Raw genomic sequence first — 12,227 nt, 5'->3', positions numbered from 1 at the left:
CCGAGCCGCCGCCCCCTAAGTTCCGCTCCTGCGCTTTTCCGATTCCCCATTCCCCATTCCCGACTCCCGGCACCTGCTCATGGGCGACATGCTAGAACTCACCAAACAGGCCCTGTGGCTGACCCTGCTGTTGTCGGGTCCGCCGGTGGTGGCCGCGGCCGTGGTGGGCCTGGTGGTGGCCTTCATCCAGGCCGCGACCCAGTTGCAGGAGCAGACCTTCGCCTACGCGATCAAGTTCGCGGTGATCGTGGTGACCTTGTTCGTCACCGCGTCGATGATCGGCGGCACCCTGTACACCTTCGCCGACCGCATCTTCATCGACTTCCCGGGCCTGGTCCGGCACTGAGGCGCGGCAGGCGATGAATTTCGATTCGGTCGGCAACATCCTGCTCGCGCTCGGGCTGGTGCTGCCGCGGGTGATCGGCGCGTTCATGATGCTGCCGCTGCTCACCTCGGAGAACATGCCGCCGCTGGTGCGCAACAGCTTCATGGTCAGCCTGGCGATCATCGCCATCCCGGTGGCGATGAACGGCGTGCCGCTCAATACCCTGGGCACCTTCGCCTGGGCGCCGATCATCCTCAAGGAACTGTTCATCGGGGTCGCGATCGGCTTCTGCTTCGGCATGGTGTTCTGGGCGATCAGCGCCGCCGGCAACATCATCGACACCCAGGTCGGCATGACCCTCGCGCAGGTGTTCGACCCAATCCAGGGCCACCAGGCCTCGCTGCACGGCAGCTTCCTGTCGCAGTTCGCGGCCTGGCTATTCATGGCCAGCGGCGCCTTCCTGGTGTTCCTCGACCTGCTGCTGTCGAGCTACGCGATGTGGCCGGTGACCACCTACTTCCCGACCCTGCACGCGGTCGGCATGGAGTTGTTCGTCGGTCAGTTCAGCTATCTGATGACCGCCCTGCTGGTGCTGGCCGCGCCGGCGATGGTGGTGTTGCTGCTGATCGACCTGTCGTTCGGCCTGGTCAACCGCTTCGCCCCGCAGCTCAACGTGTTCACCATCACCATGCCGATCAAGGCCTGGCTGGCGACCTGGATCATCCTGTTGATGCTCGGCGTGTACGTCGAAATCGTGCTCGACCGCCTGGCCGACAACCGCGGCTTGCTGGATGCGCTCAATCGCGTGTTTGGCGGGTGAGGCGGGGAATCGGGAATCGGGAATCGGGAATCGGGAATCGGCGGAGCATGCGGCCGATGCCCCCTTTTGACCAACGCTTGTGGTTCCCCCCTTTGAAAAAGGGGGGCTAGGGGGGATTTGCTTTTGACTTCGCTTCGGTGCGCTCGCTCGTGAAAGCAACAGCAACAGCAACGGCAAATCCCCCCTGCCCCCCTTTTTCAAAGGGGGGAACAGCGGGAGCGGTGCTACTTGATGGGGACAGCAAGCCGCAGAGGGAGTCGGCGGCCGCCGCGCCTCAGCGCGGCTCTTCCACCGGCGGCGGCAGTTCCGGCGCGCTGTCGTCGCCGTCGCGCAGGCGGCGCACGCCTTCGGCCCAGTGCAGGACCTCGGCCACCGCTTCGAAGAACTCGTTGCCGATGTAGTCGTCCAGGGCGACGTGCTCGTTGAGGCCGCGCGCGAGTTCGACGTTCTGCAGGATCGGCACCCCGGCCTCGGCCGCCGCGGCCTTGATCTGCTCGGCCATGTAGCCCTCGCCCTTGGCGACCACGACCGGCAGGTCGGTCACTCCGTGCTCGTACTGCAGGGCGATGGCGATGTGGGTGGGATTGGTCACGACGACGTTCGACTGGCGGACGGCATTGAGCATGTTCTGCTGCGACCATTCCTGATGCAACTGCCGGCGCCGGCTCTTCACGTGCGGGTCGCCCTCGTTCTCCTTGACCTCCTGCTGGATGTCGCGGCGGCTCATGCGCAGTTGCTTGAGGTAGGCGAACTTCTGGTACCAGACGTCGATCGCCGAGACGAAGAAGAACACGAAGATCGTCCATACCGCGATCCGCACCAGCCCGTGCCAGATGCCCGCGCCCATCGCCGCCGGCGGCGCGTAGGGCAGCAGCATCAGCTGGGCCAGCATCTGGAACAGGACGAAGCCGCCGATGCCGATCAGGGCGGCGCTCTTGAGCACCGACTTGACCAGCTCGACCAGGTTGTCCATGGAGAACATCTTCTTCAGCCCTTCGGCCGGATTCATCTTCTCCATGCTGGGCTTGAGCTTCTCCAGGGTGATGATCGGCCCGACCTGGAGGAATTCGACGATCACGCCCAGGAACACCGCCATCGCCAGCAACGGCAGCGACAGCCACAGCAAGGTGTCGAACGCGGCCGCGCCGGACTCGCGCAAGGCGTCGCCGAAGGGCTGGTTGATCGCCTTGAGGCAGGTCTCGAACAGCCGGATCAGCTTGGTGCGCATGAAATCCAGCATCAGCCAGCCGCACACCACCCAGCCGAGCACCAGCACCGTGCTGGTCAGCTCCTTGCTCTTGGCGACATTGCCTTCCTTACGCGCATCCCGGATCCGTTTTGGGGTGGGCGGTTCGGTCTTGTCGGCGCCCTGGTCCTTCGCCATGCGCGGCCCTTGCAGCGAGAGGGTGACGAGGCTATCACGCAGACCGGACCGCGACCGTGGCGGCGTCGCCACTCCGGTCACGCTCCGCGGCCGTTGCGGCGCCTGGCTGAACCGGGGCCGGGCGACCTAGGGTCGTCCCGAGTATCCTCCCTCCCCGCCCGGCGCTACATTTCGCCCATCCCCCCGACTTCACCCGTTGCCCGCCCCGCATGAGCACCATCGGCCCCGATTCGCGCATCGACCGCACCAGCCTCGACGGGCAGGCCGCGCTCGAGAGCCTGCGCGGACGGGAACCGGCGCCGCAGGAGCAGATCCAGCAGTCGCCCCAGGTCGCCGAAGCCGCGCTGCCGGCCTACGCGCCGCCGGCGGCCGATGCCGGCGAAACCGTGCTCAACGCCGACGCCTGGAGCGCAGTGCCCGAGGGCGAACGCCGCCTGGCCGGCGACCCCGGCTTCGAACACGAGCTGGGCAGCCTGGACCTGTCCTCGGCCGCCGACCGCGGCGCCGACGCCGTCCTCGACGCGCTGAGCTGACTCCCTCCGGGGCAGGAGCGGCCCAGCCGCGACCGCACCCCGTCCCGCGCGAACGCCGGCTGCGGCCCCCGAGCCACGTCCGCGCTACCCTAGACGCCGGCATCATCGCGTCCCCGTCCCCGCTTGAACGACTCCATTCCCAGCCCCGAAGCCCTGCGCGCCGGCGCCGACCGGCTGATCTCCGCGCTGGCCGCGCACAGCGACCCGGAGTACCGCCTGGCGGTGCTCAAGCGCGTGGTACGCCGGCTCGGCGAGGACCGCTATCCCTTGTTCATCCGCCTGCTCGGGGTGGTCGCCGAGAGCGACGACGCCCATGCCCAGCGCCTGCTCGCCGACACCTTCGGCACCGCGTTGCGGCGCATGGACCTGCCCGGCGGCGCGCTGAGCTCCTGGGGCGCGACCCGGTTGCCCGACGCCGGCGGCCCGGTCGCGGTCAGCGCCCTGTCCGGGCATTTCTTCGGCGCCACGCCGCGACGCCTGCTCGGCCCGGTCGAGTACCTGACCGTGTGGCACCTGCAGCGCACCCAGCGCACCGCGCTCGGCGCGGCCAGCTTCCGCACCGCGCTGTCGCGCCTGATCGCCCTGCTCAACCGCAGCGAGGACGCGCGCACCTTGTACCCGCAGAAGCTCGCGGCCGACGCCCAGAACGAAATGGAAGGCGCCTACACCCGCGCCACCCGCGAGCGCCTGGCGGCGATGGCCGCGGCGTGGAAGGCCGGGCGCAGCCCGGACGAGGTCGCCCAGGCCGCGCTCGACAGCGGCGAAGACACGCCGCATCCCAGCGGCTGGGTGGTGCGCGACCTGTAGCGCGTCGTCGCGCGCGAGGCAGCGCGCGCTGCGACACTCGGCCACATCCGCCGCCCGCGGCGGCGGTGCTGCAATGCCGGCCTCCCGCATCGTCGAGGCCGCCGCCGTGCCCGCGTCCCGCCTTCCCGTCCCGATCGACCTGCGCGCGCGTCGGCGCGTCCTCGCCGGCCTGGCCTGCGCCGGCCTGCTCAGCGCCTGCGGCGGCCAGCGCCCGCTGTCGCTGCACGGCATCAACCTGACCGGACGCGATTTCGCCCGCGATTTCCAATTGCTCGACCCGCAGGGCCGGGTCCGCCGCCTGGCCGATTTCCGCGGCCGTCCGGTGCTGCTGTTCTTCGGCTTCACCCAGTGCCCGGACGTGTGCCCGACCGCGCTGACCCGCGCGGTGCAGATCCGCAAGCTGCTCGGCGCGCCGGGCCAGGCGCTGCAGGTGATCTTCGTGACCCTGGATCCGGAACGCGACATCCCACAGGTGCTGGACACCTACGTGCGCGCCTTCGACCCGAGTTTCCTCGGCCTGTACGGCGACGCCGAACGGACCGCGCGCACCGCCAAGGACTTCCGCGTGGTCTACGCCAAGGTGCCGACGGGCGCGTCCTACACCATCGATCATTCGGCGCTGAGCTATGTGTTCGACGCACAAGGCGCCTTGCGCATCGCCCTGCGCCACGAGCAGAGCGCGCAGCACTGCGTCGACGATATCCGCCAGATCCTATGAGCCCGACCCTGTGAGCCCGGCTCATCCCCACTCCCTCCGCGAGCGCCGCCCGATGATCGCCCGTCTCAGTTCCGCGGCCCTCGCCGTGTCCCTGTTCGTGTTCAGTACCGCCGCCGCTGCGCAAGTCGCGGTCGAAGCGCCGTGGGTGCGCGCCAGCGTCGCCCAGCAGCACGCCACCGGCGCCTTCATGCGCCTGACCGCGCAACGCGACACCCGCCTGGTCGGCGCGCGCTCGCCGGCGGCCGAAGCGGTGGAAGTGCACGAGATGGCGATGGAAGGGCAGATGATGCGCATGCGCCAGATCGCCGCCCTGCCCCTGCCGCGCGGCCGCAGCATCGCCCTGGCCCCGGGCGGCTACCACATCATGCTGATCGGCCTGCGCCGCGCCCTGCGCCCCGGCGAACGCGTGCCGATGACCCTGGTGTTCGAGGACGCCCACGGCAAACGCAGCGAGACCGAGGTGCAGGCCTTGGTGCGCCCATTGGGGGCGACGGGGCCGTAAGGCACCGTAGCGACAACGGCGGTTGCGGTTGCGGTTGCGGTTGCCGTTGCCGGAAAGAGCTTGGCGCAGCAGCGAACTCGCGAGAACGCCCTGAAGCCCCGAAGGGCGGCCCGCAAGGATGCGGGCCGTGCGCAGCCAGGCCAGGGATGGCCTGTGCGGAGCAGCCCTGCGCAGACTCCGTCCCATAGTGGCTTTTGATTCGAAACAGGAATGGCGTTTTCTTTGGTTACTTTCTTTGTCGCCTTGGACAAAGAAAGTGACCCGGCCGCTTGCGGACGGAAGCTTTGCTTTTGAGGCCTTCGAATACAGGCGCCGCGAGACCGCAGCAGCGCGGTCGCGGCTTGCGCCGCTCCTACCCTTCGCGATGGTTTCGGGCTTCGATCGATGGCGGAGGCGTTGATTCCTATGCGCGTCCCTTGATCGCGGCTCACGCCGCTCCTACAGGGGCGCAGGATAAAGACGCGGCGACCGGGCGGGATGGCGGGCGCGGCTTGTGACCGAAGGAATCTCTGGCGGGACGCCGATGCTAACCCTGGAGAACTACAGGCCGACGATGCGACGCTCGGGGCCCGGGCGCTTGCCCAGCTTGCGCTGCAGCGAGCGGCGGTGCATGCCGAGCAGGCGCGCGGTCGCCGAAATGTTGCCGCCGGTGTCGTTGAGCGCCTGCTGGATATGCTCCCACTCCATCCGCCGCAACGGCATCATGGTTTCGCTGGCCGGCGCCGCCGGCAACGGCGTATCCGGCGTCTCGATGCCGAGCACCGCCAGGATCGCCGGCACGCTGGCCGGCTTGGGCAGGTAGTCGTCGGCGCCGCGCTTGATCGCGTCGACCGCGGTCGCCACGCTGGCGTAGCCGGTGACCAGGACGATGCGCATGTCCGGACGCAGCTCGCGCAGCGGCCGGATCAGCTGCAGGCCGGATTCGTGGCCCAGCTTGAGATCCAGCAAGGCGAACCCGGGCGGCTGGGCCAGGGCCAGGTCGAGCGCCTCGCGCACGCTGCCGGCGGTGCGGCTTTCGATGCCGCGTCGGGCGAGGCTGCGTTGCAGGGTGGCGGCGTAGGCCGGATCGTCGTCGACGAGCAGACCGCTCAATAACGGACGGGGCAGTGCGTTCATGCGCCGCATCCTAGTCCTGTCGCCGCGCCGCCGGACTGCGGCAAACCGCCGCAGGACAAACTGTCCAGGGGTCTGCTAACGCGCCGTCCCTGTAGGAGCGGCGTGAGCCGCGACAATCGGAGCGGTGAAATACCACGTCACGCTCAAAAACCGACTACCCGCCCGATCCGCGGCGGCATTCCCTCGCCCACCGGGACTTGGCCGCAACGCTCGCGTACGTCGCTTCGGTGGTCGCGGCTCACGCCGCTCCTACACGACGGCAACGCGCCTTTGTAGGAGCGGCGTGAGCCGCGACAACCGGAGCGGTGAAATACCACGACACGCTCAAAAATCGACTACCCGCCCGATCCGCGGCGGCATTGCCTCGCCGGTCCGGGCTTCGGCCACGACGCTCGCGTATCTCGTTTCGGTTGTCGCGGCTCACGCCGCTCCTACAGGAAAGCGGCGACGCCGCTCCGCCGGGTGGGCGGAGCGGCGTCGCGGGCGTCACTGGCGCTTGCAGTCGATCACCGTCTCCGCGTCGGTGCCGTACGCCACCTCGTGCAAGGTCAGGGTGGTGCCGGCGCCGGCCTGCAGGCCGAACGGCACTTCCAGCTTGGCCATCTCCGCGCCCGCGGCGCGCAGGCACTTCAGCGGCACGCCGATCCGTTGCCACTGCCCGCGCGGCAGGCCGCGCAAGGCCGCGCCCAGCGGCAGTTGCGCCTCGCACTTGGGGCCGCAGCCGGCCAGCAGCGCGACCTCGCCCTCGCCCAGGGCATCGGCTTTCAGCGTAATCAGCAACTGCACGTCGCCGTTGGTCTCGCGTACCAGTTCCACCGGCGCGTCGGCGACCCATTCCAGCCGCGCCGCGTCCTTCCACTGCAGGCGCCACGCGTCCTCTTGCGCGCGATAGTCCACCGCCGTCACCGCCAGCGCCGCGCCGGCCGCCAACGGCGGCTTGATCGCTTCGCTGGCCTTGCCCTGCGCGGTCGCGCGCAGCCGCCAGCCGCGCGGCAGCGCGCCGCGCCCGAGGAACTGCATCGAACGCGGGTCGATGTCGGCCGCGCCGGGATCCTCGGCCAGCACGCCGACCTTGCCGCCTTCGGCGTAGCTCAGACCGTAGCCGAAGGCGAACTGCGGCGCGTAGTCGCGGTCGCCGACGTTGACCACCTGCACCGCGGTTTTCGGCCACGAGTACGACAGCTTGCCCTTGAAGTCGTGCTGGACCTTACCGTCGCGCCCGCGCAGTAGCACGTCGGCGATGCCGCCGCCCTCCGAACCCGGCAGCCAGGCGGCGACGAAGGCGTCGGAAGCGTTGATCTCGCGATTGACCCACAGCGGCCGGCCCGACAGCAGCACGCTGACCACCGGGATGCCGTCGGCCTTGAGCTTGCGGATCGTCTCCAATTCGGGATTGCGGGTCGGACGGAACGCCAGCGTGCGCAAGTCGCCCTGGAACTCGGCATAGGGCTCTTCGCCGTAGACGTAGATCGCCACGTCGGGCTTGCGTGCGTGGCGGCCGTCGGCGGACAGCTCGGCCTCGCCGCCGCCGGCCTGGATCTGCTCGCGCAGGCCGCTCCAGATCGACTGCGCGTTGGGGAAGTCGGCCGGCTTGAGCCCGGTGCCCTGCCAGTTCAAGGTCCAGCCGCCGGACTGGCGGGCGACGTCGTCGGCCGCCGCGCCGACCACCAGCACGCGGGCCTTGGGCGAAATCGGCAGCGTCGCGGCGTCGTTCTTCAACAGCACCAGCGATTCGCGCACGGCCTGGCGGGCGACGGCGCGATGCGCCGGACTGCCGAGCAGTTCGAACTTGCCGCCGAGCGGGCGCTGCGAGGGCTTGCCGGCCTCGAACAGGCCCAGCCGCAGCTTGACCCGCAGGATCCGCGCCACCGCGTCGTCCAGCCGCGCCATCGCGATCTCGCCGCTGCGCACCTGCTTGAGCGCGTTCTCGTAGTAGCCGCGCCAGCTGTCCGGCGCCATCAGCATATCGACGCCGGCGTTGAACGCCGCCGCGCAATCCTCGTTGCGGCAGCCCGGCAACTGGCCGTGCGCGTTCCAGTCGCCGACCACGAAGCCGTCGAAATGCCAGCGCTGCTTGAGCAGGCCGGTCAGCAACTCCTGGTTGCCGTGCATCTTGCGGCCCTGCCAGCTCGAGAACGAGGCCATCACGGTCTGCGCGCCGGCCTGCAGCGCCGGCGGATAGCCGGCGCCGTGCACGCGGCGCAACTCGTCCTCGCCGATCCGCGCATCGCCCTGGTCGCGGCCCTCGAAGGTGCCGCCGTCGGCGAGGAAGTGCTTGGCCGAAGCGATCACGTGCGCGCCGTCGAGGAACTGCTTGCTGCCGAGCTTGCCCTGCAGGCCTTCGATCGCCGCTGCGGCGTAGTCGGCGACCAGCCGCGGATCTTCCGAATAGCCTTCGTAGGTGCGGCCCCAGCGATCGTCGCGCGGCACGGTCAGGGTCGGCGCGAAGGTCCACTCCATGCCGGTGCTGCGCACCTCCGCCGCGGTCGCCTCGCCGATGCGCCGGATCAGTTCGGGATTGCGGGTCGCGCCCAGGCCGATGTTGTGCGGGAACAAGGTCGCGCCGACCAGGTTGTTGTGGCCGTGCACCGCATCGATGCCGAACAGGATCGGAATCGCCGCCTTGCCGTCGGCGCTGTCCATCGAGGCCTCGTAGAAACGGTCGGCGATGTCCAGCCATTCCTGCGGCGGCGCGTCGTAGCGTCCGCCGGGCTCGGAGATGCCGCCGGGCTCGGAATTGCCGCCGGCCAGCACCGAGCCCAGGTGGTACTTGCGCACGTCCTCCGGGGTCGCGCTGTTGATGTCGGCCTGGACGATCTGGCCGACCTTCTCCTCCACGCTCATCCGCGCCAGCAGCGCGGCCACGCGCGCCTCCAGCGCCGCATCGCGCGGGATCGGCGCCTGCAGCTCGGGCCAGCGCGCGGGGTCGAGCGGCGGCGCCTGCGCCTGCAGCACGACCGGCAGCAGGGCCAGGGCGATACCGCAGGCCAGCCGGCGCCGTGCCGTGCCTCGCGTTTGCGCCGGTGCGTGGACGGCGCCTGCGCGCCCCTTGCTTGCGTTCATGATTCGCTCCTGGGAATCGATGGATGTACCGTGTGGATGTACCGTGTGAGCATGCCGGGCGGACGCTGCATCCGCGCGGCGGAACCGGAATCGCCGCGGCGCGGGCATCCGCCGCCGGTTCTGGCAGAATGCGCCCAACACGCGACAGGGAATCGGCGACTCATGCGGGTGCGAATCGAAGACGTGGCGGACGCGGCAGGCGTGTCGATGAAGACCGTTTCGCGCGTGCTCAACCAGGAACCCAATGTCAGCGAGGAGACGCGCAAGCGCGTCGAGGCCGCTGCGCGCAAGCTCCAGTACCGCCCCAACCCGTCGGCGCGCAGCCTGGCCGGACAGCGCTCGTTCCTGGTCGCGCTGCTGTACGACAACCCGTCCAGCAACTACCTGATGGAAGTGCAGGCCGGCATGCTCGACGCCTGCATCGCCCAGCACTACAACCTGATGCTCGCCCCGGTCACCTACGGCGAGCGCAAGCTGGTGACCCACGTCGACGAGATCGTGCAGCGCTCGCGCGCCGACGGCCTGGTGCTGACTCCGCCGCTGACCGATCACCCGGGGCTGATGAAGCGCCTGGGCCAGCTCGGCATTCCCTACGCCAACATCTCGCCCAAGCTGCGCAGCGGCCGCATCGGCGTGATCCTCGACGAGGAGCGCGCGGTGCGCGAGATGATGGCCCACCTGATCTCGCTCGGTCACCGCCGCATCGCCCACATCAAGGGCCATCCCGAGCACGGCGCCAGCCAGTGGCGTTTGAACGGCTACCGCGACGGGCTGGCCGCGGCCGGCATCGAGTACGACCCGGCGCTGGTGGTGGAAGGCGACTTCCATTACGACACCGGCGCGATCTGCGCCCAGCGCCTGCTGCTGATGCCCGACCCGCCGACCGCGATCTTCGCCGCCAACGACGACATGGCCGCCGGCACCATCCGCACCGCCAGCGAAATGGGCCTGTCGATTCCCGGCGACGTGTCGGTATGCGGCTTCGACGACACGCCGATCGCGCGCCAGATCTATCCGCCGCTGACCACGGTGCGCCAGCCCACCCGCGAGATGGGCCGGTTGGCGACCCACGAATTGTTCAAGCGGCTCAAGTCGCCCGAGGACGGGCAGATGATCGTCGCCGCCTACGAACTGCAACTGCGCCAGTCCACCGGCCCGGTCGGCAAGGCCCGCGCGCGCCGGCGCTGAACGCAGCGGCTGCGCGGCGCCGGCGCCGCGCATGGCGGGCCGCGCCGTCCTCACCAGAACACGGCGTACAGCGCGACCAGGATCGCCAGCACGGCGATCGCGGCGATGTTGAACGAGGGCGCCGTCGCATAGCCCACGCCGTCGTGACGGATGCGGTCGACCCCGGCGCCCGAACGCGTCGCCAGCGACACCGCCACCGCCAGCGCGGCGGCGAGCAGGAACACCAGCCCGACCCGGTTCACGAACGGCAGCTCCGGCCAGGCCAGCTTCAGCGCGATCGAGAGCAGGAACGAGCCCAGCGCCGCGGCCAGCGCGCCGGCTTCGTTGGCGCGCTTCCAGAACAGGCCGAGCACGAAGATCACCACGATGCCCGGAGTGAAGAAGCCGGTGTATTCCTGGATGTACTGGAAGCCCTGGTCGAAGCCGCCGATCAGCGGGCGCGCGGTGAGGATCGCGATCGCGATCGCCACCGCCGCGGTCAGCCGGCCGATCCGCACCAGTTGCCGCTCCGAGGCGTCGGGCCGGCGCTTGGCGTAGAAGTCGAGAGTGAAGATGGTCGCGACCGAATTGATCTTCGACGCCAGCGAGGCCACGATCGCCGCAACCAGGGCGGCGAACACCAGCCCGAGCACGCCGGTCGGCAGCAGCGCCATCATCGCCGGGTAGGCGTCGTCCGAGCGCGGCAGGTTCGGCGCCAGCACCACCGCGGCGATGCCCGGCAACACCACGATGATCGGCAGGATGATCTTCAGCGCGGCGGCGAACACGATGCCCTTCTGCGCCTCGCGCAGATCCTTGGCCGCCAGCGCGCGCTGGATGATGTACTGGTTGAAGCCCCAGTAGCTCACGTGCATCACCCACAGCCCGCCGAGCAGCACGCCGATGCCGGGCAAGTCCTTGTAGTGCGGATTGTCGGGCGACAGGATCATCTTGAAGTGATCCGGATGCGCGGCCCACAGGGTCTTGAAGCCGGCCAGGATGCCGGCGTCGCCGCCGATCTTGCCCAGGGTCAGCGCCGCCACCATCAGCCCGCCGAGCACCAGCAAGGTGACCTGGACGATGTCGGTCAGCGCCACCGCCTTGAGCCCGCCGTAGAGCTGATAGGCCAGGGCGAACGCGCCGAGCAGGGCCAGGGCCATGAACTGGTCCATGCCGGTGACCTGAGCCACCGCGATCGAGCCCAGCCACAGGATCGAGGTCAGGTTGACGAACACGTACAGGCCCAGCCAGAACACCGCCATCAGGGTGCGGATGCGGTTGCCGTAACGCTCTTCCAGGAACTGCGGCATGGTGTAGATGCCGTTGCGCAGGAACACCGGCAGGAAGAACTTGCCGACCACCAGCAGGGTCGCGGCCGCCATCCATTCGTAGGAGGCGATCGCCAGGCCCAGCGCGTAGCCCGAGCCGGACATGCCGATGATCTGTTCGGCGGAGATGTTGGCCGCGATCAGCGAGGCGCCGATCGCCCACCACGGCAGCGCCTTGCTGGCCAGGAAGTAGTCCTTGGCGGTCTTCTCGTGGCCGCCTTTCTCGCGCGAGACCCACTGCGCGAGGGCGAACACGCCGGCCAGGTAGACCAGGACGATCAGGGTATCGAGCAGGGACAGTTTCATGCGGCTCCTGAGAATGGCTGCGCGGTGCCTGTCGTTCTACCGGCCGCTACCGGGCTTGGCCACGGCGCAACGGAGTTTTCGGGCAAGAATTCGATTGCAATGAAGTCGGGAACGGTTTTCGGCGGGTCGAATCGGGCCGAGGACGAGTTGTGTACGAC

General features: G+C 69.4%; 11 protein-coding genes. 7 read left to right on the top strand and 4 right to left on the bottom strand.

Going from position 1 to position 12,227, the window contains the following annotated elements:
- Positions 1-79 precede the first annotated feature (79 nt).
- Complete coding sequence (gene sctS, locus K4L06_RS07885; protein WP_064748015.1) at positions 80-346, top strand: type III secretion system export apparatus subunit SctS; 267 nt, start codon at positions 80-82, stop codon at positions 344-346.
- A 13-nt stretch (positions 347-359) separates the two neighbouring features.
- Positions 360-1,145 (top strand): type III secretion system export apparatus subunit SctT, encoded by a 786-nt coding sequence (gene sctT, locus K4L06_RS07880; protein ID WP_221670874.1) that lies wholly within the window; start codon positions 360-362, stop codon positions 1,143-1,145.
- Between the two features lie 274 nt (positions 1,146-1,419).
- Here sctT and sctU read toward each other — a convergent pair whose 3' ends face one another.
- Entirely contained in the window at positions 1,420-2,529 is a 1,110-nt protein-coding gene (gene sctU, locus K4L06_RS07875) for a type III secretion system export apparatus subunit SctU (RefSeq protein ID WP_221670873.1), read from the bottom strand.
- A gap of 209 nt (positions 2,530-2,738) precedes the next feature.
- Between sctU and K4L06_RS07870 the strand changes: the two genes are divergently transcribed.
- The 4 genes from K4L06_RS07870 (at position 2,739) to K4L06_RS07855 (ending at position 5,089) form a co-directional block, all read left to right on the top strand.
- Positions 2,739-3,062, top strand: coding sequence for a hypothetical protein (locus K4L06_RS07870; RefSeq protein WP_221670872.1), 324 nt, complete (start codon positions 2,739-2,741; stop codon positions 3,060-3,062).
- 123 nt (positions 3,063-3,185) lie between these two features.
- Positions 3,186-3,869, top strand: a complete 684-nt coding sequence (locus K4L06_RS07865) for a hypothetical protein (protein WP_221670871.1) — start codon at positions 3,186-3,188, stop codon at positions 3,867-3,869.
- Between the two features lie 73 nt (positions 3,870-3,942).
- Positions 3,943-4,587 carry an SCO family protein gene (locus tag K4L06_RS07860; RefSeq protein WP_221670870.1) on the top strand — a complete coding sequence of 215 codons (645 nt, stop codon included), beginning with the start codon at positions 3,943-3,945 and terminating at the stop codon, positions 4,585-4,587.
- Between the two features lie 52 nt (positions 4,588-4,639).
- Entirely contained in the window at positions 4,640-5,089 is a 450-nt protein-coding gene (locus K4L06_RS07855) for a copper chaperone PCu(A)C (protein WP_221670869.1), read from the top strand.
- A 540-nt stretch (positions 5,090-5,629) separates the two neighbouring features.
- Here the strand turns inward: K4L06_RS07855 and K4L06_RS07850 are convergent.
- Together K4L06_RS07850 and K4L06_RS07845 are read right to left on the bottom strand one after the other, a co-directional pair.
- Positions 5,630-6,205, bottom strand: a complete 576-nt coding sequence (locus tag K4L06_RS07850; RefSeq protein WP_221670868.1) for a response regulator transcription factor — start codon at positions 6,203-6,205, stop codon at positions 5,630-5,632.
- Positions 6,206-6,691: 486 nt separating this feature from the next.
- A complete protein-coding gene (locus tag K4L06_RS07845) occupies positions 6,692-9,268 on the bottom strand; it encodes a glycoside hydrolase family 3 protein (RefSeq protein ID WP_221670867.1) in 2,577 nt (858 codons plus the stop codon).
- A 162-nt stretch (positions 9,269-9,430) separates the two neighbouring features.
- On the opposite strand from K4L06_RS07845, the gene K4L06_RS07840 reads away from it, so the two are divergent.
- On the top strand, positions 9,431-10,456 hold the full coding sequence (locus K4L06_RS07840) for a LacI family DNA-binding transcriptional regulator (RefSeq protein ID WP_221670866.1): 1,026 nt from the start codon (positions 9,431-9,433) through the stop codon (positions 10,454-10,456).
- A 50-nt stretch (positions 10,457-10,506) separates the two neighbouring features.
- Here the strand turns inward: K4L06_RS07840 and K4L06_RS07835 are convergent, their stop codons facing one another.
- A complete protein-coding gene (locus K4L06_RS07835) occupies positions 10,507-12,069 on the bottom strand; it encodes a sodium/sugar symporter (RefSeq protein ID WP_221670865.1) in 1,563 nt (520 codons plus the stop codon).
- Positions 12,070-12,227: the final 158 nt, after the last annotated feature.

The sequence above is a fragment of the Lysobacter sp. BMK333-48F3 genome (genome assembly GCF_019733395.1).
Lineage (GTDB): Bacteria > Pseudomonadota > Gammaproteobacteria > Xanthomonadales > Xanthomonadaceae > Lysobacter.
The sequence above is the reverse complement of the archived record's forward strand: the minus strand, read 5'-3'. Positions and strand labels throughout refer to the sequence as shown.